Consider the following 23,004-nt stretch of genomic DNA (forward strand, 5'->3'; position numbering starts at 1 on the left):
AAATTATCCAATCTTATTTCGAATAGTGTTATACAATTTTGCAGATACGAGAAACAATATATATTTCAATTTATTTTTCCTTGTAACATTTGAATTCGGAATAACATCTTTGAAATATTGAATGTATTCTTTTCTAATTTTATCAACTTCAGCATACATATCTGAACTAAGCATAGCATGTACAATATGCAGACCATTAAAAACATAGCGAACATTCAAGGCTCTTCTCATATCCCTATCACCTGAATAGTCTCGTTCAATATAACTTCTATTCCATTCCATTGCCTTGTAAAAATCTAAGAGACGATCACTATACTTAGAATTTACAATACTTCCTGGTCTTCGATAGTATTTATAAAGATTTAGATCACTAACAGCAATATTTTCACAGGAAGCAATATGCTCATAAGCAAGAGCTAAATCTTCATATAACATCCCTTTAGGATATGGAAACCTTAATAAGATTTCTTTCTTATATAGTTTACCACCTGAATGTGTCCCAACATAATTTCCATAAAACATTTGTTCTAAAGCTGTTCTACGATCTAATTTTCCAGAATATTTCTCTCTGAAATCTCCTAAAAAATCACTATTTTCATAGTTTCTAACTTCAATCACTGGAGTTGCTACAAGATCAACTCTATACTTATCTCTAAGTTCTACTAAATATTCAATGGCTCTATGGTCATAATAATCGTCTGAATCAATGAAAACAATCCAATCTGTTGAAGATTCTTTTACCCCAGTATTGCGGGCATTGGACAATCCCCCATTTTCAATATGCAGAACTTTTATTCTATTATCTTCTCGAGCATATTGGTCACAAATTTCTCCAGAACTATCCGTCGAACCATCATCTACTAGGATTATTTCAATATTTTTATATGTTTGTTGTCTTAGACTTTCTACACAATAACTCAAACAGTTCTCAACATTGTACACTGGTACAACAATAGAAATCTGATCCATTATGATAATCCTTCCAAAATGATATCAACAATACGCTCACAAGCTTTTCCATCTCCATATGGATTACTTGCTTTACTCATCTTGCTGTACTCTGTTTCATCTTCTAGAAGCAGTTTGAAATTAGTATAAATATTTTCTTCTTCTGTTCCTACCAATTTCAAGGTTCCTGCAGCAATCCCCTCTGGACGTTCTGTTGTATCACGCATTACTAATACTGGTTTACCTAAAGAAGGTGCTTCTTCTTGCACACCACCAGAATCTGTTAAAATCATGTAGCTTTGATTCATAAAATTATGGAAATCAATGACTTCTAGAGGTTCAATGATTTTCATACGTTCATTATCGCCAAACACTTTACTTGCTAGCTCACGAACCTTAGGATTCTTGTGAATAGGATATACGACTTTAACATCTTCAAACTCATTCAGGATACGATTAACTGCATTAAACATATTTTCCATTGGTTGACCAAGATTTTCACGTCTATGGGCTGTCAACATGATTAGTTTACTGTCCTTAGCCCACTCTAAAATAGGATGGTCATAATGCTCTTGAACGGTTGTCTTCAAGGCGTCGATGACAGTATTTCCAGTAACATAGATATTCTCTCTTCCCTCTTTTAGAAGATTCTCTTTAGCCACTTCTGTCGGAGCAAAATTGAAATCCGCAATAATTGAAGTAGTCTGACGATTGAACTCTTCAGGAAATGGGCTTTGAAGATTATAAGTTCTCAATCCTGCCTCTACATGTCCAACTTTAATTCCCATGTAAAATGCAGCTAAAGCTGTCGCAAAAGTGGTTGTAGTATCCCCATGAACAAGAACAATATCTGGTTTTTCCTGCTCTAAAACTGCTTGAATTTTATCTAAAATACTTGTCGTGATTGTAAATAGTGTTTGATTTGCCTTCATAATTCCTAAATCATAATCAGGAACAACTTTAAAGACATCTAAAACTTGCTCTAACATTTCTTTATGTTGACCCGTTACACACACAAGTGTTTTGATTGAATCATTTTTCTTCAGTTCATTCACTAAGGGACACATTTTTATTGCTTCTGGACGCGTCCCAAAAACTAACATTACTTTTTTCATTTTGAATCTCCCATTAGTTTTTGATAAAATTTACGATAATTCTCTAAAAATAAAGGATAACTAAACTTCTCTTCATAATCTTTTTTAGCTTGATGAGCTAACCTAGTTCTAAGAGTTGAGTCAGTCGCCAGACTCTCAATAGCAGAAGCTAAGGCCCTAGCATCTTTAGCAGGAACCAAGATCCCATTTTCTTTTGTAACAACTTCATTAATGCCAGGAATATCTGTCGCAACCATGGTTTTTCCATTCATAAATGCTTCGATAACATTTAGAGCCAAGCCCTCAAATAATGAGGAAGACACTAGGAAATCAAAACTATTAATACACTCGACTATATCCTGTCTATATCCTAAAAAAGATACTTTATCTTCCAGATTTAGTTCTTTAACCTTGTTTTCTAATTCGGCTCTAAGTTCTCCATCCCCAACGATAAATAAACGAAGGTTTTCATCTGATATCAAAGAAATAGCATCAATCAAATAGGTCAAACCTTTTTGTTCAGATAATCTTGCAATACAGCCTAGCTTGATTCCATCAAACTTCATAATCTCATCAACTTGTCTATTTGACTGTTTCAAGATCACTCCGTTATAGATAACAGTACTATTTGCAACTCCCACATCATCTTTCAAATTTTGATTAACTGCTTGACCAACAGCAATATTGTAGGCATTTTTAAGTGAAAATCTATATAAAGACAACTTATCTTTAAAGACATTATGAGCAGTGTAAACATGGACTAGCTTGGGATTAATCAGTTTTAACAAACGAATATAAAAAGCTGCCATTCGATGATGCGTATGAACCAGAGTAATCTCATTTGTCTTAATAATTTGATAAATAGTAAGAAGCAAATTCAACACAGTAAGAGGATTTTTGCTGTCTATATCGTGAATTTTATGATGGATAATTCCTTGGGCCTCTAATTTTGGTTCCCAAAGGCCTCCTGTAGAAGCAACATGTACACTATCAAACTCATCTTTCAAATCAGAACTCAACTGGTACACGATTCTCTCCGCACCACCAATATCCATCGTTCGTGAAATATGTAAAATATTATTTTTTCTTTTTTCGTTTCTCATCTAAAACTCGCTTAATAAAGGTAACATTCCCTACAAAGTATCGTTTAAAGAGACGCTTTGGTTCATTAGCAACTCGGAACAACCACTCCAGGTTTGATTTCTGCATCCAAAGTGGGGCACGCTGAATGTGACCAGACAATACATCAAAACTACCACCTACACCCATAAAAATAGAATTCACTCCATTATCCATAAATTTTTGGATGATGTATTCTTTTTTAGGTGAAGTAATTCCAACAAATACAAAGTCGGGATTCTTTTCACGAATATCTTCCTGAATATCTTGCTCATCTTCCTCAGAAAAATAACCATTACGATGTCCAACAACTCGTAGATTTGGATACTCTTCTTTAAAATTTTGTAACATATCTTGCAAAACTTCTTCTTTAGCACCAAAAAAATACACTGAATAAGATTTTTCATCGGCTAATTTTAATAATCTTTGCATTAAATCAATTCCAGCAACTCGTTCTGGAACTTGGTAGCCCAAAAATCTAGAAGCTAGAACTACTGATGCACCATCTGCATTGATGATCTCAGACTCGTTAACTATCTTCTTAATAGCTTCATCTGATTGACATTGGTTAATCTTATCAGCGTTTACGCCCATTAAATGAAGAGGACGTTGTTCAATTACAAATTTCTCAACCTCTTGTACTGTTTCATCCATTGTTAAAGGGTCAATTCTGACCCCCATTAAATTAAAACTATTCAAATTAATCTCCCCATGTAGACTCAAAATGACCCTTACGCTCGGCTTCTTTTGGTAACTTCATGTAATCACCATATATTTTTGTTAAATATTCATCTGGGTTTGCATGGCAACTTATTTCTAAGTTCTCAAACTCTAGTAATCGTGGTTCACCGAATACTTCTTTTCTAGCAAGCTCACGTTCTCTGTAAGAGCCTAATACATTACCTACTATTGAACTAGTTTCAAAATCATATTGTTTAATTAGATTTTGTAATTTGTTGTTAATAGTGGCTGTTTTTAGAAGTTTATTTAATTTCAAAACTTTTGATATACTCACAATTGCATTTTCAAAACTTCCCCGATCTCTGTCATGTAGACGATCGATTACCGAAATTTTAGAAAGTGCACGATAGAATTTGATTTTGTTTGTATGAATAAAATAATGAAAACGATCATCTGGATAACCATCCAAAGGGAAAATATCTATGAATGGACTACATAGTTCATCTCCAAATGGAATTTGTAAGGATGTATCCATAATAGAGGTATTACCTAAATTGTCATCATGAAGTCTCAAAACAACATGTTCTGGAAGTTCTTTTTTACAAATAGATAAAAATTTTTCATAATCTTTTCGAGGCATTCCTAAATCCATATCATCATCCCAAGGAATAAATCCTTTATGACGAATTGCTCCTAGCAATGTTCCTCCCAAAGCATAATATCTTAAGTTATGTTTACTACAAATAGCAATAAAACTTTTCAATAAAGATAATTCTCCTAGTTGAATTTCCCTCACTTTATTCATAAAATCACTTCGCTCCATCTCTCATAAGTACAACTTTAATAGTTTTTAGTAAAATTTCAATGTCTTTCCAAATTGTCCAATCGTCTATATAAGCTACATCTAATTTAACAACTTCGTCAAAATTCTTAATCTCACTTCTACCACTAACTTGCCAAAGTCCAGTGATACCCGGTTTAAAACTCAATCGACGTTTTTGTTCAGGTGTGTATGTCTCATATTCATCAACTGTTGGCGGTCTTGTTCCAACTAAACTCATGTCTCCTTTCAGAACATTCCAAAACTGTGGAAGTTCATCCAAGCTAGTTTTACGGATAAAGCGACCAATTTTTGTAATGCGAGGATCATTGTCCATCTTAAACATACCACCCTGCATGGTATTTTTCTCCAACAATTCTCTCTTTTTATCCTCAGCATCAATACACATTGATCTAAATTTATAAAAAGTAAAATGTCGGCCGTTTTTTCCTATGCGAGTCTGGGCAAAAATAGCAGGTCCACCATCTTTTCGAATAGCTGGAACTAGAACTATACTGACTAAGCCACAAATCATTAAACCAAAAATAGAACCAATAATATCTATCACACGCTTAGCAATGACATGACTATTCTTATAAAATTTCGTCGAAAAAGTAATGACATTTAGACCAGCCATCCCACGGATTTTCTTGTCACGCCCTAGATTATGGTCAAAAGCATTTAGATTAACCGTCACATCAATTCCCATCGTTTCAAAACGAGAAATAAATTCACCAATATCATATTCTTCACTAGGAAGATTGATAAACACTTCGTCCACAACTTCGTGAGTTGCAAAATTTAAAATATCTTCGACTGGTACGACTGTAATAGTATCATGTTGGAAATTAGGTTTATCTAATACACTAACTGCCACCAGTTCTCCAAAGAAATCACCAGCATCAAGTAATTTATCCATCACTTTCTCAACTCTAGATGTTGCTGTAATCAAGAATAGTTTTTTACTCCATTTCAAATTAGGAAATATCCGTTTCGAATAATACTTGATACAAATATTGACTAGATACATTAGAATCGAGTGTAAGGTCAAGAAATACACCATGCCTCGTCTAGAGATACTAAAGCGTTCTTCTAAAAAGAAATTAGAAAGACTAATTGCCAATGCAAAGAAAATGATATATTTTGTCAAGCAAACAAGTTCAATCAAACTCCCTCGTCTAAAAAAATCTTGACCGTAATCGCTAAAATAAAATACGATGTAGTGGAGAATATATAGGACAATCATTGTTGTTGAAAGAATATCTGTCTCTTTAACAAAACTAAGAGAATACCCCAGTAACACTACTATAAAACTCTGGATTACTGCCAGAGATATTTTTATCCCTTTCTCTTCCATAACTACTTCCTTAGTTTATCCCTTATTCTATCCCCTATTTTTTACCGTAAGAACCATACTCACCGTAAGAACCATATTTCTCAGCTGAAGTATTGAATTTATTTAATACAACTCCTAAAAATGGTTTATTCGTTTGTTCCAATTGACCTTTAGCCTTCTGAACATCTTTTCTGTTAGCTTCTCCTGCCGCAGTAACTAAAACAGATGCATCACATTTTTGTGTAATAATAGCTGCGTCGATTACGATACCAATAGGCGCTGTATCAACAATAATATAATCAAAATACTTGCGAAGTGTGTCAATCATAGTGCTAAAATTTTCACTTTGCAATAAAGCAGTTGGGTTGGGTGAGATAGACCCAGCTTGAACCACAAATAGATTCTCAACATTGGTATCACATAAACCATGAGATAGGTCTGTTGTTCCAGATAAAAATTCTGTCAATCCAGTAATTTTTTCACGTGACTTGAAGACACCTGACATGACAGAATTACGAATATCAGCATCTACTAACAGGGTCTTGTAACCTGCACGCGCGAATGCCCAAGCAATATTTGTAGAAGTCGTTGACTTTCCTTCACCCGGTTTTACAGAAGTTATAGAAATTACTTGTAAATTATTTCCACTCAATTGTATATTCGTACGCAAGGCATTATAGTATTCTTCCGCTTTTTTGGCCAGATCTAATTTTTTCTGTGCTATTTCTAATGTCGGCATATCTCTCTCCTATTTCAATTTATCCAGATTTGGAACAACTCCCAACAATGCAATTTGCATAACATCTTCAATATCCTCTGGACGTTTCACTCGTGTATCAACCAGTTCAACGATAAGAACAGCGATAACCATAAATGCTGTTCCTCCAAGTAGCCCGATAATTGTATTTCTACGAATATTTGGAGAAGATGGTGCTGTAGCCGGACGAGCTTCTTCAAGTGTTGTGACATCAGAAACGCGTGTGATACTGATAATCTTTTCAGCAGCTACTTCTCTCAAGGAGTTAGCAATACGACTAGCTTCCTCAGGTACTTTATCATTAACGGAAATAGATACGATACGAGTATCGACTGGTACAGTTACCTTGACTTTACTAGCCAAAGCTTTTGGTGATAGATCTAATTTCAAATTAGATGTAACTTTCTCCAAAACATCTTGAGACAAAATAATTTCACGATAGTCTTTAACTAAGTATGATCCAGCTTGCAAGTCTTGGTTTGTCAAACCAGGCTTATCTCCCTGATTACGGTTGACTACATAAATCCGTGTAGTACTAGTGAACTCCGGTTTAACGACAAACGCACTATAGGCAAAAGCTAAGGCTCCAGCTACAATTGCTACCAATGCAATTAGAATTTTTCGTTTCCAAAGAATTTTAAGCAGATGAAATACATCGATTTCCATAGTATTTTGTTCTTTCATATTTTCTCCTAAATTATTTGATCCATTATAATTTTCCTAGGGTTCTCTACAAATAGTTCTTCAGCCTTGGCTTTACCATACTTTTTAGAAATAATCTGATAAGCCTCCTCCATATAAGGGGGTCTACTATCTAAGTTATGCATATCACTTGCAATGACATGAACCAGGTCTCTCTCCAAAAAATATTGGGCTCTCTTTTTCATAAATTTATAGGTTTCGCCAAAGAGCCTAGGTTTTAGAACATGAGAACTATTTACTTGCGTATAGCATCCCATATCAATCAGTTCTTGAACACGTTTTTCATTGTTTTCCAACGCATCATAACGTTCAATATGAGCAATCACTGGTGTAATCCCTAACATCAAAATATTGCTTAACCCTTTATGAATATCGCGATAGGGTGTATTCATACTAAATTCAATCAAAGCATAACGACTATCATTGAGAGTAGGAATACGCTTGTTTTCAAGTTTTTCTAGAACATCTGGAGTATAGTATATCTCTGCTCCATAAGCAATGACCAAATCATCTGCCACTTCTTTAGCAATCTCACGAACCTTTAAAAAATTCGTCGCTATTTTTTCTTCTGGAGTCTCAAACATCCCTTTTCGACGATGTGAAGTCGAAACTATCATTCGAACCCCTTGATTATATGCTTCTCTTAAAAGAGATTTACTATCTTCTATAGACTTTGGCCCGTCATCTACATCAAAGACAATGTGAGAGTGGATATCAATCATATCATCTTCCCTCCATCACATCTTGTATCGCACTTTTAACAGCTGCTAGACTACTATCATCGATTTCCATCATATAGAGGTTACTATCTGGCATAGCATAAGAAGGAAGTCCCATTCGACCTGTACCTTTGAGATCTTGAGAGTTGACTTTATAACTGCCACCACTCTCCAATTGAGTATTAACCAAATCCATCATCGTTTCGATCGGCATATTTGTTTGAAGGGAATCTTGCAAGCCTTGAATGATATCACTATAATTTTTCAATGCTTCGGTAGAAGTTAATTTCTGAATGATTGCGACAATGACCTTTTGTTGATTACGGCCACGGTCACGATCCCCATCAGCTAAAGAGTAGCGCTCACGAACAAACCCAAGAGCTTGCTCAGAATCTAAATGAACATTTCCTACTGGGAAATGGAACTTCCCGTGACGAGATGTAAACTCCTGATCATTGTACACATCTACACCACCTAAAAGGTCAATCAATTTCAAGAACGAAGTGAAGTTCAAGCGAACATAGTAGTTAATATCAACTCCATAAAGATTTTCCAAAGTATGAATAGATGAGTCTACTCCATAAATACCTGCATGAGTCAACTTATCTTTTTGATTATTCCCTCCGTCTGCAATCGGAACATAGGAATCTCGAGGGGTAGTTGTTAATAAAATTTTTTTAGAATCTCGATTTACAGTCATCAAAATATTGACATCTGAACGAGAAACCGAACTAATTGGTCCGTAAGTGTCAATACCACTCACATAGACATTGAAGGACTTGTTCTTAGAAACTTTAGGAGCAGCTACTTCTTTGGTGATATTTTTAGTGTAGATTTTCCTAATTTTTGATGCGTAATCAGGGTATTCAGATTCTATAATATTTTCAAAGACGCTATTTAATACAATTGCTTTCGCTTCACCTGATACCAAACTCTTATAAGCCGCAAGATATGACGTGCTTTGTTCAACAGTCAATTCTTTGCTCTGACTAGCTTTGATATCAGCTATCAATTTTTGAATATTCTCATTATCTGTATCCGTTGGCCCTGTAACACTATCTAGTTGTGTGACATTATGAACGTCACTATCTTTCAGAACAACAACACTCATTGAGTATTCTGAGTAATTTGACGTAGAATTGATATGACTAGTAAAGCCTACAAATTGTTGCAGTGCAAAAAAAGAAACTGAACTCATTAAAATAGCTAGTGTTAAAAAGAAAATCGTAAACTTTTCTGCTTTTCTATAAATGATCAAAAGCAGACTCGCTAAAGCGACCAAAATCACTACAGCTGCCGTCATAACATTCAGATATCTAAACGCCAATATATTATGTCTAAAAATCAAGAACAGCAAAAAACCACCCAATAATACATAAATGGTTAATAAGGCTATATTAATACTCCGCTTAACTTTACCCGAACGGGCTCTTTTTGAACGTTTATTCATAGTTTTCCCCTATATGTTGATTATCAGAATTATTATATCACAATCATGAAATAATTTCCATTTATTCCTTTTTTTATCAGCGTTTTCAATGCATCTTCTAAATGTACTCCGAAGGAATAATTGTTTTTTATAACCTGTATAGTATCTATCGTTTCCTATTTTGACATTCTCGTTTCATAGACAGAAGAATCAAAAATATAACAAACGAGGTTCCTTACGGAACCTCGATAATCTATTTAACATGATTTTCTGCTTCTTTTTGAGCTTTTTCGATTGCTTTTTTGCTTTCTTGCTCCCATTTGGCCTTGGCTTCTTCATACTGTTTGGTTGTCACAGTATCTTTTTGCAGTTTCATATACTTGTAGTTATTGCCATCACCCTTGATGCCGACCAGTGAATAGCCTCTTGTAAATGGCGTCACTTTGGTTACAGAAGCTGTTCCACCACTTGACATGGCTGACATAATCAGAGAATTGTCAATCATCCAAGCCTGTGCTTCAGCATATTTTTCATAGCGTTTGGCTACATCTTTATTTTCACTATCTGCATCTTTGAGCATCTTGGTATAGGTATCAAGCTCCAAGCTAGCAATCTTAGCTTTATCCTCTTGAGCATCTAAACCAAAAATCTTGAGGTAGAACCCATCCTCTGCATTGAAAGGATTGAGATAAGTTGACGGATCTTGGTAGTCACCTACCCAGCCATCAAAGTTCAAATCGTAGTCTCGATCAGCTGGCGTTGGCGCTAAAAAGGCTACGTTATTAAAATCATCTGTTGAAAGTTGCTGAACATCAATGACAATGTTATCAGCACCTAAAACTGACTCAAGGGTCTGCTTAACTGAGTTCATGCCTGTCACAGCATTTTTACTTGTCTGATCAACAGCCACATCCAAGTGAATAGGGAAAGTCACACCTTGACTTGCCAATTCTTTTTTAGCTTCCGCAAATTTTGCTTGGGCTTTTTCTTTGTTAAAATAGGCATCCTGAGCATCTGCCAAGTTAATACCTAACCATTCTGTGCCATAGTTGACCAATTTAGAAGCGACTACTTCTCCAAAGGTCTTGTCTCCAACTTGGACAAATGTAGGAGGTACTAGGGTATTACGAAGGGTCTTACTAGCTGCTTCTTCCCCATTTGACTGGGCAGAATAAGCTGCACGATCCAAGGCAAAGTTCACCGCTTGACGGAAGTTCTTGTTCAAGACAGCTGTCTCAGTTGATTTTTTCTGCTCATCTGTCGTTTTAGCAGTGTGATTGTAGGCCTTACGGTTGACGTTGAAATTGAAGTACCAAGAAGTCTTGTCCTGCAAGCTATAGACGATATTATCCTTATATTTTTCCTTGGTCTTAGCAAAGTTTGAACTATTTGGATAAACCCCAGCGATCGAATAGGCTCCACTTTCAAAGTTACGGATAGTCAATTCTTGGTCTGAACCATCAAAATATGCCAATTTCACGTGTTCAATTGATACTTTGTCATGATCGTAGTAATGCGGATTTTTCACATACTCGATTGATGATTTCGATGTGAAATCTTTTAACAAATAAGGTCCGCTGTAGAGAATACTATCTGGAGATAAAGTACCAAAATCTTTCCCTTTTGAATTTAGAAACTCTTCATTTACTGGGAAAAGAATACTATTGGTTGTTTTTGAGTTCCAGTAAGGTTCTGGGCGTGCCAAAGTATACTCAACAGTCTGGTCGTCAATCGCCTTTACCCCAACCTTAGAAAAGTCAGAATCCGCTCCTGTAATATAATCATTCAAGCCCTTGATCGAGTTTTGAATCAAGTCAATGGCCTGTGATTTATTGTCCACTGCGTACTTGATCCCTGTCACAAAATCTTGCGCCTTGACTGGAGCGTACTCTTCACCGTCAGCCGTGAACCATTTGGCATCTTTTCTCAATTTATAGGTATAAGTCAGACCGTCGCTTGAAACAGACCAGTCTTCTGCCAAAGATGGAACTAGGTTCCCGTGGTTGTCATTTTCAAGCAAACCATCAACTAGGTTGGTAATGATGGCTGTATTATCAGCGTAATAGTCTAATAGATAGTTAAATGTAGTTGGATTTCCACTAAAGGTTGATGAGTAAGTTTTTGTATCTGAACCTGATTGTCCGCAAGCAGCTAAAAGCAAAGCAGCCGCAAAGGTCAGGCCTGCGCTAAGAACACGCTTTTTTGTATCCATCTTCTTTCTCCTTTATGTTAGTTTTTATAACATAAGCTTATTTTACCAAAATAGTGGGAATTTGTAAAGTTAATTGAATTTTGAGAATGAAAGTTTATAAACTTTAGTCATAAAAAAACAAAGGATTTCTGTCTTTCATACAGTCCTCCCTTGTTTTTATACGATTTCATTTTTAAATTTTTCTGTAAAAAATATTTATAGTAATTCCACACAGAAAGCATCCCATGGAGCTAAGATTTGTTTCTCAACCACTTCTTGAGCCACGGTGTTTTCAATCAAGACAGATTTAACATTTCCTTCTACTGTCAAGTCTTGTTCTTCATTAGACAAGTTAGTAACAACTAGGAAACGACGGTCACCGTCCTTACGGATATAGGCAAAGACCTTGTCAGCTGTATTAAGTAATTCAAAGTCAGCTCGTATCAGCCAGCTGTTCTCCTTGCGTATTTGGACGAGTTTTTGATAAGTATAGAAAATTGAATCTGGATTTGCCAGTGCTTCTTGAACGTTGATGGCTTGATAGTTTGGATTGACTGCTAACCACGGTTGACCTGTTGAGAAACCAGCGTTTTTGCTTTCATCCCATTGCATCGGAGTACGGGCATTGTCACGTCCGATTACACGGATACTGTCCATGATTTCTTCCATCGGAACGCCTTTTTCAAGAGCTTCACGCGCATAGTTGAGAGATTCAATATCTTCTACTTGCTCCAGTGTCTCAAACGGATAATTGGTCATCCCAATCTCCTCACCTTGGTAGATATAAGGTGTTCCTCTCATCAAATGAAGCAAAATTGCAAAGGCTTTGGCAGATTTTTCACGATATTCTTGGTCATTTCCCCAGATAGAGACGATACGAGGGAGGTCATGATTGTTCCAGAAGAGGGAATTCCAACCATCCTCAACTCCTAACTCTGTCTGCCATTTGTTGAAAATCTCTTTTAACTTAGCGATATTCAGCTCTTTTTGATAGTGCCATTTAGGTTGACCTTCCTGATACTGAAGACAAATATGTTCAAACTGGAAGACCATAGACAATTCTTGCCCCTTTGGATCAGAGTAGAGCTTGGCAATTTCTGGCGTTGCTCCCCAAGTCTCCCCTACTGTCAAGAGATCTTTGTCGCCAAAGGTTGCCTGATTCATTTCCTTGAGATAGGGATGGAGCATAGGACCGTTATTGACTACTTTCTCATCAGGAATTTTACCAATCATATCAATGACATCCATGCGGAAACCGCCAATCCCTTTATCAATCCAGAAGTTCATCATCTCATAAATTTTCTGGCGAAGTTTTTCATTTTCCCAGTTGAGATCGGGCTGTTTCTTGCTGAAAAAATGGAGATAGTATTGACCTGACTTTTCATCATATTCCCAGGCAGATCCACTAAAGATAGAATCAAGATCATTAGGCTCATTCCGCCAGATATAGTAGTCACGTTCAGGACTATCAGGATTTTCACAGGCTTCGACAAACCAAGCATGTTCATCTGAGGTATGATTGACCACCAAGTCCATGATGATGCGAATATCGCGCTTCTTGGCTTCCGCGATCAGTTGGTCCATATCCTCCATGGTTCCGAAAATAGCTGCAATCGCTTGATAATCAGCAATATCGTAGCCATTATCGTCCATAGGGCTGTCATAAACGGGAGAAAGCCAAATCGCTGTGATCCCTAGCTTGGCTAGATAGTCTAACTTACTAGTAATTCCTGGCAAATCGCCAATTCCATCTCCGTTGCTGTCCATAAAACTCTTGGGATAAACTTGATAGACTACGGCATTGTGCCACCATTTTTCTTGCATCTTCTTACCTCATTATTTTAATAATCTAAAGTCTATGATAGCGCTTTTGGGAATTTTGTGCAAGCGTTTGCCTAATCTTTTTGATTCCTTTTTTAACTCCATAGTTTCCTAACTTCCAATTTTTTATTATAATAGAGGTCAGAGGTAAAAAAATGAAAAAACAAGCTTTTAGTTCTGAACAATATTTGAATTTACAACGCGACCATATTTTGGAGCGCATTAACCAATTTGACGGCAAGCTCTACTTGGAGTTTGGTGGTAAAATGTTAGAAGATTTCCACGCCGCTCGTGTCCTTCCTGGTTATGAGCCTGACAACAAAATCAAGCTCTTACAAGAATTGAAAGAGCAGGTTGAGGTTGTGATTGCTATTAATGCTAGCAATATCGAGCATTCCAAAGCACGTGGTGACTTGGGCATTTCTTATGACCAAGAAGTTCTTCGTTTGATTGACAAATTCAATGAATTAGGGATTTTTGTTGGTTCCGTTGTCATCACACAGTACGCTGGCCAACCAGCTGCAGATGCCTTTCGCAATCAACTTGAAAAAAACGGAATTGATTCTTATCTTCATTATCCAATCAAAGGATATCCGACGGATATGGATCACATCATTTCTCCAGAAGGAATGGGAAAAAATGACTACATCAAAACCAGTCGTAACTTGATTGTCGTAACCGCTCCTGGACCTGGTTCTGGAAAATTAGCAACCTGTATGTCAAATATGTACCATGACCAAATCAATGGTATCAAGTCTGGCTACGCTAAGTTTGAAACCTTCCCAGTCTGGAATCTCCCCCTTCATCACCCAGTCAACTTGGCCTACGAGGCTGCTACAGCAGACCTCGATGATGTCAACATGATTGACCCTTTCCATCTTCAAACCTATGGAGAAACCACTGTCAACTACAACCGTGATATCGAAATCTTCCCTGTGCTTAAGCGTATGTTGGAACGTATCCTAGGTGAATCTCCTTACGCTTCACCGACAGATATGGGTGTCAACATGGTTGGTTTCGCTATTACAGATAACGAGGCTGCTGTCGAAGCTTCTAAACAAGAAATCATTCGCCGTTACTATCAAACTGTTCTTGATTTTAAAGCCGAAAAAGTTGGCGAATCTGCTGTCAAGAAGATTGAACTTCTCATGAACGACCTCGGCATCACACCTGCAGACCGTAAGGTTACTGTCGTTGCCCGTCAAAAGGCAGAAGAAACTGGTGGACCAGCCCTAGCCCTTGAATTGCCAAATGGGGAAATCGTGACTGGTAAGAACTCAGAGCTCTTTGGCCCAACAGCCGCTGCCTTGATTAACGCCATCAAGAAATCAGCTAACATTGCTAAAGAAGTAAAACTCATCGAACCTGAACTTGTCAAACCAATCCAAGGTCTTAAAATCGATCATCTAGGTAGCCGTAATCCACGCCTGCATTCAAATGAAATCTTGATTGCACTGGCTATCACAGCTACAGAAAATCATGATGCTGCCCGCGCTATGGAAGAGCTTGGCAACCTCAAAGGAAGCGAAGCCCACTCAACCATCATCTTGACAGATGAAGACAAGAATGTCCTTCGCAAATTGGGTATCAATGTAACCTTTGACCCTTACTACCAATACGATCGCTTGTATCGTAAATAAAGATTTGAGCCTCTCCACTCTCGGGGAGGTTTTCTCTCTGTCTCAGGAGCCAGCTTTATGTTATAATGAAAGAAGAAAACTGAAAGGATTTACCATGTCAAAAGAAGTTATTGTTGAAAGTTTTGAACTTGACCACACCATTGTTAAAGCACCCTATGTCCGCTTGATTGGGGAAGAAACAGGACCAAAAGGAGACATCATCTCCAATTATGATATTCGCTTGGTGCAACCAAACGAAGACTCAATCCCTACCGCTGGCCTTCACACCATTGAACACCTCTTAGCCAAACTCATCCGTACCCGAATTGACGGTATGATTGACTGTTCGCCATTTGGCTGCCGTACAGGTTTCCACATGATTATGTGGGGTCGCCATACCAGTGCTGAAATTGCAGCAGTTATCAAGGATTCACTCAAGGAAATCGCTGAGACTACTACTTGGGAAGATGTCCCTGGAACAACCATCGAATCTTGCGGAAACTACAAGGATCACAGCCTCTTCTCTGCTAAAGAATGGGCAAAACTCATTCTAGAACAAGGGATTTCAGATGATGCCTTTGAGCGTCATGTGATTTAAACACAAAAGGAACCAGTTTTTCAGCTGGCTCCTTCTTTTTTTATTCTCAAAATTCTGTCTTAGGCTTTTTCACGAATGATCAAATCACCATCTTCCATATCTGCTTCCAGATGTTTGGCATCTAGATGATCCAAGTGGAAATCTGTCACCTTATCACGAATTTCTTGTTCAACCACGCGACGGAGAGGGCGAACACCCATAACTTCGTCATAGCCTTCTTCTGTGATATAGTCTTTAGCCGCTTGACTGACTACCAAATCAATGTCTTTCTTAGCCAAGGTTTGGTTGACTTCAGCCAACATCAAGTCCACAATCTTAGAAAGGTCTTCCTTCGTCAAGTGTGAGAACTCGATAACTGCATTAAAGCGGTTGAGGAATTCTGGACGGAAGAATGGTTTCAAACGGTCCATCAATTCTGGTTTGTCCGCATCTTCTGTCAAGTTGGCTTCATAGCCAAATCCAGCATTTGAGGTCGCGATAATGACAGTGTTCTTGAAGTTTACTGTATTTCCTTGACCATCTGTCAAACGCCCATCATCCAATACTTGAAGGAGAAGGGTAATGACTTGAGGATCAGCCTTTTCAATTTCATCCAAGAGAATGATAGAGTAAGGATTGCGACGAACACGTTCTGTCAAGGTATTACTATTATCATCATACCCCACATAACCAGCTGTTGTACCGATCAATTTAGAAACGGCTGTGCGGTCACTGTATTCAGACATATCCAACCGAATGATAGCATCCTTAGTTCCAAACATATCGAGCGCTAATTGCTTAGCTAACTCAGTTTTACCGACCCCAGTAGGCCCTACAAAGAGGAAGCTACCGATTGGGCGATTGCCTTCATCGAAACCAGCACGGTTACGACGGATGGCACGAGCCACTGCTTCAACTACCTTGTCTTGGCCGATCACCTTGTCTTGCAGACGATGAGCCATATCTTTCAAACGTTCGATGTCTGATGCTCCCATTTGTGAAACCGGGATACCCGTCATTCGTTCTACAGATTCAGCCACATCGTTGACACTTGCAGTCACCTTCATATCTTCTGTGTGGTTTTCGATTTTCTTTTCCAATTCTGCAATGCGTGTTTTATAGTTTAGGGCTGCTTCAAAATCTTCTGCCTCTACTGCTTTTTCTTGCTTGTCTTTTTCTGCTTCAATTTCACGTTCAACAGCATGAACATCTGTTACAGGATGTTGAGCTGCCAAGTGAGCTGCTGTTACATCAACAAGGTCAATAGCCTTATCTGGCAAGCTACGTTGAGGAATGTATTGAACAGAATAATCCACTGCTGCTTTCAAGACTTCATCTGGCAAGATGACATTGTGGTGTTGTTGATAAAGGTCACGAATTCCTTGAAGGATTTTATATGTATCCTCTGCTGAAGGAGCATTGACCTTGACTTCGTTGAAACGACGAGCAAGAGCTGCATTCTTCAAAATCGTGTTACGGTATTCGTCTTGAGTCGTTGCCCCAATAACTGTCAACTCACCTCGAGAGAGAGCTGGCTTGAGAATGTCCGCAAGCCCTTTAGAACCACTATCTCCACCAGTGCTACCAGCGCCAAGGATTTGGTGAATTTCATCAAAGAAGAGGATAATATTCCCTGCTTCTTTCACTTCATTGACTAAGTTTTGAACGTTTTCTTCAAAGCTACCACGGTACTGAGTACCAGCCTCAAGGCCTGAAATATCAATGGAAATAATTTCCTTGTTCTTAATAGCGGCTGGGACATCTCCGTTCACAATGGCTTGTGCTAGACCTTCTACAACCGCTGTCTTACCAACACCTGCATCTCCAACCAAAACAGGATTATTCTTGGTACGGCGTGATAGAATTTCAGATGTTTCTTGAATTTCCTTGTTTCGTCCGATAACAGGATCCAACTTACCCTCACGAGCTTCCGCTGTCAAGTTACGACCTAGTTTGGCAAGGACACCGTCTTGTTTCATACCTGAAGCCTGTTGTTGCATTTGCGCATCAGATTCTGCATTTCCTGGCAATTGACCAGTTGCACGATAGTGAGCAAATTCCTCAGGTGTGACTTCACGTCCATTAATCAAGTAACGGCGATTTTCAGAACTATATCCTCGCATACCACCCATCAATTGGTTAAATAAATCATCCATGTTGTTAAAATTATTAAAGTTGTTGTTCATATTCTTTACCTCTTTTTGTTATTTATTATTACTGATATTGACTATCTTTGACCTTTGTTTTAAAAAATTTAGACTAGCTAAATCACTACTCTACGTACTATTTCTGGTTTTTCTTTTTCAAGCAGGAGTAGACTATCTTTACTTCTGAAGATTTCTAGATTAAACATAGACCCCACCTCTTTCTATTTTACTTTAAATAATACTCTTCGAAAATCTCTTCAAACCACGTCAGCTCTCTCTGCAACCTCAAAACAATGTTTTGAGCAACCTGCGGCTAGCTTCCTAGTCTACTCTTTGATTTTCATTGAGTATAACTTTTCGAGTAAGGCTTTCATCTACCTTACGTTCATAATATACTACATTAGTCAAAAAAGGTCAAGAGATTTGACTTTAATTGACCAATAAATTTTACAAAAAGAAGAACTAGCTTTTGACTAGTCCTTCTTTGTATTATTTTATATAATCTTAGCTCAACGCATCCAAGGCATCATCCATTGAAAGAACTTCGTGGAAGACACGTTGTGTCAATTCAGTTTTTTGTTCTGGAGTGAGGTATTTAGTGTTTACACAGTATCCAGAGATACGTACGATAACGTCTTCACCTGACATGATCTTTTCGTAAACATCGTTCAAGTCCATAACGTTCAAGTTAACGTGTTGTCCACCGTTTTCGAAGTAACCATCAAGGATTGTTACCAAGTTATCAACTTGTTCGTCACGAGTCTTACCAAGCGCGCGAGGTGAAACTTGTGTAGTCAATGAGATACCATCAGCTGCGTAACTAAAGTCAAGGCTAGAAAGTGAGTTCAAGTTTTGCAACCATCCACCTTTAGCTTTGTTAGATGGGTTAGCACCTGGTGAGAAGAATTCAAGTTTAGACAAGTTCACAGAACCATCTTCGTTGAGGTATACACCTTTGTGGACTGGTGAGTTACCAGTTTGTTTAGAGTAAGCAACGTTAGATGTGATTGTCAAAAGTGATACTGTAGCTTCTGCATCTTTGTAAAGTTTGTGGCTACGTAGACGAGTTGTGTAAGCTTCAATCAACCATTCTGCCAATTCGTTTGAACGAGGATCATCTTCACCCCAACGTGGGTATTCACCGATTGTTTCGTAATCGTAGATGTAGCCATTTTCGTCACGGATTGGTTTAACTGTAGCGTATTTGATAGCTGACAATGTATCAACAGTGTTAGCAAATCCACAGATACCGAATCCCATGTTCGCACGTTGTTTAGTTGGCAAGAAGGCCATTTGAACAGCTTCGTAGTTGTACTTATCAGTCATGTAGTGGATGATGTTCAAAGCATCTACGTAAGTATCAGTCAACCAGTCAAGAGATTTTTCAAAGTTTTCTTTAACTGATTCGAATTCAAGAACTTCGTCACGGATTGGTTCGATGTCAAATACTTTGTAGTCTTTGTGAACATCGTCGTAACCACCGTTCAAACCAGTAAGAAGAGCTTTCAATACATTTACACGTGCACCGAAGTACTGGATGTTGTGGCGTTGTTCTTCATTTTCTGGGTCAAGTGGAGACACACAGCATGAGATACAGCTCATTTCACCGTATCCGTCTTTGGCCATTGTTGTAACACCTTCGTATTGGATAGAAGAGTGTTTGTGGCTCATATGCATACAGTAGCGACGGAAGTTGTATGGCAATTTGTCAGTCCAAAGAACTGTCAAGTTTGGTTCTGGAGAGTTACCGATATTGTCAAGAGTGTTCAAGAAACGGTAGTCCATCTTAGTAACACGGTGACGACCGTCGTTACCCATACCAGCCATAGAAGTTGTGATGAAAGTTGGGTCACCTGAGTACAATTGGTCATAAGCTTTTGTACGAGCAAATTTAACTGTACGAAGTTTCATAACGAAATCATCAACGAATTCTTGGATTTCTGATTCAGTAAATGTACCACGAGCAAGGTCACGTTCTGCAAAGATGTCCAATACGATTGGCACACGTCCTAGAGATGTAGCAGCACCGTTGATAACACGGCAGACAGACATGAAGGCGATGTTAACCCATTGGATTGCTTCTTTAACGTTCATCGCTGGTTTGCGAACGTCAACTCCGTAAAGGTCACCCAAGCGAACAACTTGTTGCAATGCTTGGTATTGAAGGTTGATTTCTTCACGAAGACGGATTGTTTCTTCATCGATTTCTTCGATTGCATTCCAGTCGTTTACTTTTTCTTGCATCAAGTAGTCTGCACCGTAAAGAGCAAGACGTGCGTAAACACCGATGATACGTCCGCGTGAGTATGCATCTGGAAGACCAGTTACAGTGTGAGCGTGACGAGCGCGACGAATGTTTGAAGTGTAAGCGCGGAAGATACCGTCGTTAACTGTTGTTACGTATTTAGTGAAGATTTCGTGAACAGCTGGGTCAGGTTCGTATCCATTTTCTTTCAAAGTAGTTTCAGCCATACGGATACCACCTTTTGGCATGAAGTTCAATTTGAAGAGTTCGTCATTTTGGATACCAAAGATAACTTCGTTTTCTTTATCGATAAATCCAGCAGGGATATCAGCGATAGAAGTTGGACGAGTGTCCATTGGGAAACGAGTTTCTTCGTAGTGAGCCTTAGTTTCTTCTACAATTTTTTTGATGTGAAGTGAACGTTCTGTTGGTCCTGCAAGGAAGCTTTCATCTCCATCGTAAGGTGTGTAGTTAGCTTGTACGAAGCGTGATACACTTGCTTTTTCTTTCCAATCTACGCCTTTGAAGCCTTCCCAAGCTTTATCAAAAATATCTTGTGCTTCAACAACTGTCTTAACAACCATGTTAATGTCCTCTTTTTTCTTTCTAGTAACATCCATCTGTTACATTCATGAGACAAGTATACCATACAGTAACCGATTTCAACAAGTGCTAAATCCCTGTTTTTACACTTTCTTTTCTAAAACAGTCTATATTTCACCCCAAACTGTATTATATTTTTGAAAAAAATTTACCCTTTTTTCCTTTTTTCAGAAAAAAGGGTATAATAAAAGAAAATAAGCTGTAAAAAGGGGGGCCAGGCATGTTGATTTTTCCTTTATTAAATGATTTGTCAAGAAAAATCATCCATATTGACATGGATGCCTTTTTTGCTGCGGTCGAAATCAGAGATAATCCTAAACTCAGAGGAAAACCTGTCATTATTGGAAGCGACCCTCGGCAAACAGGTGGGCGTGGTGTCGTTTCCACTTGTAGCTATGAGGCGCGAGCTTTTGGTGTCCATTCAGCCATGAGTTCTAAAGAAGCCTACGAACGTTGCCCCCAGGCCGTCTTTATCTCAGGGAATTATGAAAAATACAAGACTGTGGGCCTCCAGATTCGAGCTATCTTTAAGCGTTATACAGATTTGATTGAACCCATGAGCATTGATGAAGCCTATTTGGATGTGACAGAAAATAAACTCGGTATCAAGTCAGCGGTCAAAATCGCTCGCCTCATTCAAGAGGATATCTGGCAAGAACTCCATCTAACTGCTTCTGCAGGCGTTTCCTACAACAAATTCTTAGCTAAAATGGCTAGTGATTATCAAAAACCACACGGTTTGACAATTATTTTACCTGACCAAGCTGAGGATTTTCTCAAACAAATGGATATTTCTAAGTTTCATGGAGTAGGAAAAAAGACGGTAGAGAGACTTCATCAAATGGGTGTTTTTACCGGCGCTGATCTACTTGAAGTCCCTGAAGTGACCCTAATAGACCGCTTTGGCAGACTGGGCTATGACCTGTATCGAAAGGCTCGTGGCATCCACAATTCCCCGGTCAAATCCAATCGCATCCGTAAATCAATCGGGAAGGAGAAAACCTACGGGAAGATTCTCCGTGCCGAGGAAGACATCAAAAAAGAGCTGACTCTCCTATCAGAAAGAGTCGCTCTCAATCTCAGTCAACAAGAAAAAGCTGGAAAAATTGTCATTATGAAAATCCGCTACGAAGACTTTTCAACTCTTACCAAACGAAAAAGTCTGGCTCAAAAAACACAGGATGCTAGTCAGATAAGCCAAATAGCCCTGCAACTCTATGAAGAGTTAAGCGAGAAAGAAAGAGGTGTCCGCCTGTTGGGGATTACCATGACTGGATTTTAAAACCTTGAAGAGCTGCCCCTTCAAGGTTTTTCTTATACAAATAAACGGACAAAGCTATACAATAGCAAGACACTACCAAGTACGATACGGTATTTACCGAAAAGAGTGAAGTCGTGTTTTTTCACATAGCTTGTCAAGAAACGAATAGCAACCATACTGACTGCAAAGGCCACTCCCATCGCAACCAAGAGCAAGAATAATTGTCCAAAGTTCAAGAGTTGTCCTGCTTTTACAAATTTGAAAATCTTTAAGGCACTGGCTCCAAACATAACAGGAATTCCAAGATAGAAGGTAAATTCTGTCACAACTGAACGACTCGTTCCATTTAACAAACCACCGACAATCGTTGCCCCAGAACGACTGGTTCCTGGTAAAAGGGCAAGAACTTGGAAAAGACCGATATAGAAGGCTGTCGTATAAGGAAGCTTGTCCAACTCTGTTACACTTGGCTCGATAGCACGCGCTTTATTGCGCTTTTCCAAATAGATAAAGGCAATCCCATAGATAATCAACATGAGAGCAACTGAAACCATATTATGGAAGTGAGTATCAAACCAATCATCAAACTTAAACACTGCAAGCAAAGGTAAAGTAGCTACAAGAACTTTAGACCACAATTGCCAAGTTCGACGAACTTCCTGCTTGTCTTTACCCGGTTTAAAGGGATTGAGCTTATTAAAGTAAATCACCATAACCGCCAAAATCGCACCAAGCTGGATCACGACATTAAACATGGACATAAAGACTTCATTTTGATTTTGGTATTGGATAAATTCCTCTGCTAAAATCAAGTGACCTGTACTTGAAATCGGCAGCCATTCCGTAATTCCTTCAACAATCCCGAAGAAGATAGATTTTAAAATTTCAATAAGATACATAGATTACTCCTTTTTTCTATCTTCCATTATAGCATA

Annotated in this window: 18 protein-coding genes; 3 read left to right on the forward strand and 15 right to left on the reverse strand. The window is 38.2% G+C overall.

Features of this window, described 5'->3' with window-relative positions; translation table 11 throughout:
- Window positions 1–3 precede the first annotated feature (3 nt).
- The 12 genes from JJN14_RS08620 to JJN14_RS08675 all read right to left on the reverse strand — a co-directional run bounded on the left by JJN14_RS08620 (window position 4) and on the right by JJN14_RS08675 (window position 13,620).
- Window positions 4–969 (reverse strand): glycosyltransferase family 2 protein, encoded by a 966-nt coding sequence (locus JJN14_RS08620; RefSeq protein ID WP_201058435.1) that lies wholly within the window; start codon window positions 967–969, stop codon window positions 4–6.
- Complete coding sequence (gene wecB, locus JJN14_RS08625) at window positions 969–2,063, reverse strand: non-hydrolyzing UDP-N-acetylglucosamine 2-epimerase (protein WP_033682309.1); 1,095 nt, start codon at window positions 2,061–2,063, stop codon at window positions 969–971. The genes JJN14_RS08620 and wecB overlap by 1 nt, the downstream gene beginning before the upstream one ends.
- Complete coding sequence (locus tag JJN14_RS08630) at window positions 2,060–3,145, reverse strand: glycosyltransferase family 4 protein (protein ID WP_201058436.1); 1,086 nt, start codon at window positions 3,143–3,145, stop codon at window positions 2,060–2,062. The genes wecB and JJN14_RS08630 overlap by 4 nt, the downstream gene beginning before the upstream one ends.
- Window positions 3,120–3,842, reverse strand: a complete 723-nt coding sequence (locus JJN14_RS08635; RefSeq protein ID WP_201059155.1) for a WecB/TagA/CpsF family glycosyltransferase — start codon at window positions 3,840–3,842, stop codon at window positions 3,120–3,122. The genes JJN14_RS08630 and JJN14_RS08635 overlap by 26 nt, the downstream gene beginning before the upstream one ends.
- 19 nt (window positions 3,843–3,861) lie before the next feature.
- Window positions 3,862–4,647, reverse strand: coding sequence for a LicD family protein (locus JJN14_RS08640; RefSeq protein WP_201059156.1), 786 nt, complete (start codon window positions 4,645–4,647; stop codon window positions 3,862–3,864).
- 4 nt (window positions 4,648–4,651) lie between these two features.
- On the reverse strand, window positions 4,652–6,019 hold the full coding sequence (locus tag JJN14_RS08645; protein ID WP_201058437.1) for a sugar transferase: 1,368 nt from the start codon (window positions 6,017–6,019) through the stop codon (window positions 4,652–4,654).
- Between the two features lie 34 nt (window positions 6,020–6,053).
- On the reverse strand, window positions 6,054–6,737 hold the full coding sequence (locus JJN14_RS08650) for a tyrosine-protein kinase (RefSeq protein WP_020901549.1): 684 nt from the start codon (window positions 6,735–6,737) through the stop codon (window positions 6,054–6,056).
- 9 nt (window positions 6,738–6,746) lie between these two features.
- Window positions 6,747–7,439, reverse strand: coding sequence for a capsular polysaccharide biosynthesis protein CpsC (gene cpsC, locus JJN14_RS08655; protein WP_201058438.1), 693 nt, complete (start codon window positions 7,437–7,439; stop codon window positions 6,747–6,749).
- 8 nt (window positions 7,440–7,447) lie between these two features.
- On the reverse strand, window positions 7,448–8,179 hold the full coding sequence (gene cps4B / locus JJN14_RS08660; protein WP_004263758.1) for a capsular polysaccharide biosynthesis protein Cps4B: 732 nt from the start codon (window positions 8,177–8,179) through the stop codon (window positions 7,448–7,450).
- 1 nt (window position 8,180) lies between these two features.
- Entirely contained in the window at window positions 8,181–9,626 is a 1,446-nt protein-coding gene (locus JJN14_RS08665; RefSeq protein ID WP_004263760.1) for an LCP family protein, read from the reverse strand.
- Window positions 9,627–9,858: 232 nt separating this feature from the next.
- Window positions 9,859–11,817 (reverse strand): peptide ABC transporter substrate-binding protein, encoded by a 1,959-nt coding sequence (locus JJN14_RS08670; protein WP_201058439.1) that lies wholly within the window; start codon window positions 11,815–11,817, stop codon window positions 9,859–9,861.
- 195 nt (window positions 11,818–12,012) lie between these two features.
- The gene (locus JJN14_RS08675; protein ID WP_201058440.1) at window positions 12,013–13,620 is read right to left on the reverse strand and encodes a glycoside hydrolase family 13 protein; all 1,608 of its coding nucleotides are present in this window, start codon (window positions 13,618–13,620) and stop codon (window positions 12,013–12,015) included.
- 152 nt (window positions 13,621–13,772) lie between these two features.
- On the opposite strand from JJN14_RS08675, the gene JJN14_RS08680 reads away from it, so the two are divergent.
- Together JJN14_RS08680 and JJN14_RS08685 are read left to right on the forward strand one after the other, a co-directional pair.
- On the forward strand, window positions 13,773–15,257 hold the full coding sequence (locus JJN14_RS08680) for a DUF1846 domain-containing protein (RefSeq protein WP_201058441.1): 1,485 nt from the start codon (window positions 13,773–13,775) through the stop codon (window positions 15,255–15,257).
- A gap of 94 nt (window positions 15,258–15,351) precedes the next feature.
- Window positions 15,352–15,834, forward strand: coding sequence for an S-ribosylhomocysteine lyase (locus JJN14_RS08685; protein ID WP_000032547.1), 483 nt, complete (start codon window positions 15,352–15,354; stop codon window positions 15,832–15,834).
- A 59-nt stretch (window positions 15,835–15,893) separates the two neighbouring features.
- Here JJN14_RS08685 and JJN14_RS08690 read toward each other — a convergent pair whose 3' ends face one another.
- A complete protein-coding gene (locus JJN14_RS08690; RefSeq protein WP_201058442.1) occupies window positions 15,894–17,999 on the reverse strand; it encodes an ATP-dependent Clp protease ATP-binding subunit in 2,106 nt (701 codons plus the stop codon).
- Window positions 18,000–18,464: 465 nt separating this feature from the next.
- Window positions 18,465–20,789, reverse strand: coding sequence for a formate C-acetyltransferase (pflB, locus tag JJN14_RS08695; RefSeq protein WP_020901544.1), 2,325 nt, complete (start codon window positions 20,787–20,789; stop codon window positions 18,465–18,467).
- A gap of 239 nt (window positions 20,790–21,028) precedes the next feature.
- On the opposite strand from pflB, the gene dinB reads away from it, so the two are divergent.
- Window positions 21,029–22,090 carry a DNA polymerase IV gene (gene dinB / locus JJN14_RS08700; RefSeq protein WP_201058443.1) on the forward strand — a complete coding sequence of 354 codons (1,062 nt, stop codon included), beginning with the start codon at window positions 21,029–21,031 and terminating at the stop codon, window positions 22,088–22,090.
- Between the two features lie 32 nt (window positions 22,091–22,122).
- On the opposite strand, the gene JJN14_RS08705 is transcribed toward dinB, so the two are convergent.
- Window positions 22,123–22,968 carry an undecaprenyl-diphosphate phosphatase gene (locus JJN14_RS08705; RefSeq protein WP_201058444.1) on the reverse strand — a complete coding sequence of 282 codons (846 nt, stop codon included), beginning with the start codon at window positions 22,966–22,968 and terminating at the stop codon, window positions 22,123–22,125.
- Between the last annotated feature and the right edge of the window lie 36 nt (window positions 22,969–23,004).

Source organism: Streptococcus mitis (genome assembly GCF_016658865.1).
Taxonomy (GTDB): Bacteria; Bacillota; Bacilli; order Lactobacillales; family Streptococcaceae; genus Streptococcus; species Streptococcus mitis_BT.

Excerpts from the sequence above, each read along its gene's own strand:
- JJN14_RS08650 (WP_020901549.1), bottom strand. The coding sequence starts at position 6,737 with ATGCCGACATTAGAAATAGCACAGAAAAAATTAGATCTGGCCAAAAAA.
- JJN14_RS08635 (WP_201059155.1), bottom strand. The coding sequence starts at position 3,842 with ATGGGGGTCAGAATTGACCCTTTAACAATGGATGAAACAGTACAAGAG.
- dinB (WP_201058443.1), top strand. The coding sequence starts at position 21,029 with ATGTTGATTTTTCCTTTATTAAATGATTTGTCAAGAAAAATCATCCAT.
- JJN14_RS08645 (WP_201058437.1), bottom strand. The coding sequence starts at position 6,019 with ATGGAAGAGAAAGGGATAAAAATATCTCTGGCAGTAATCCAGAGTTTT.
- JJN14_RS08640 (WP_201059156.1), bottom strand. The coding sequence starts at position 4,647 with ATGAATAAAGTGAGGGAAATTCAACTAGGAGAATTATCTTTATTGAAA.
- JJN14_RS08685 (WP_000032547.1), top strand. The coding sequence starts at position 15,352 with ATGTCAAAAGAAGTTATTGTTGAAAGTTTTGAACTTGACCACACCATT.
- JJN14_RS08620 (WP_201058435.1), bottom strand. The coding sequence starts at position 969 with ATGGATCAGATTTCTATTGTTGTACCAGTGTACAATGTTGAGAACTGT.
- JJN14_RS08680 (WP_201058441.1), top strand. The coding sequence starts at position 13,773 with ATGAAAAAACAAGCTTTTAGTTCTGAACAATATTTGAATTTACAACGC.
- cpsC (WP_201058438.1), bottom strand. The coding sequence starts at position 7,439 with ATGAAAGAACAAAATACTATGGAAATCGATGTATTTCATCTGCTTAAA.
- JJN14_RS08670 (WP_201058439.1), bottom strand. The coding sequence starts at position 11,817 with ATGGATACAAAAAAGCGTGTTCTTAGCGCAGGCCTGACCTTTGCGGCT.
- cps4B (WP_004263758.1), bottom strand. The coding sequence starts at position 8,179 with ATGATTGATATCCACTCTCACATTGTCTTTGATGTAGATGACGGGCCA.
- JJN14_RS08630 (WP_201058436.1), bottom strand. The coding sequence starts at position 3,145 with ATGAGAAACGAAAAAAGAAAAAATAATATTTTACATATTTCACGAACG.
- wecB (WP_033682309.1), bottom strand. The coding sequence starts at position 2,063 with ATGAAAAAAGTAATGTTAGTTTTTGGGACGCGTCCAGAAGCAATAAAA.
- JJN14_RS08705 (WP_201058444.1), bottom strand. The coding sequence starts at position 22,968 with ATGTATCTTATTGAAATTTTAAAATCTATCTTCTTCGGGATTGTTGAA.
- JJN14_RS08665 (WP_004263760.1), bottom strand. The coding sequence starts at position 9,626 with ATGAATAAACGTTCAAAAAGAGCCCGTTCGGGTAAAGTTAAGCGGAGT.
- JJN14_RS08690 (WP_201058442.1), bottom strand. The coding sequence starts at position 17,999 with ATGAACAACAACTTTAATAATTTTAACAACATGGATGATTTATTTAAC.
- JJN14_RS08675 (WP_201058440.1), bottom strand. The coding sequence starts at position 13,620 with ATGCAAGAAAAATGGTGGCACAATGCCGTAGTCTATCAAGTTTATCCC.
- pflB (WP_020901544.1), bottom strand. The coding sequence starts at position 20,789 with ATGGTTGTTAAGACAGTTGTTGAAGCACAAGATATTTTTGATAAAGCT.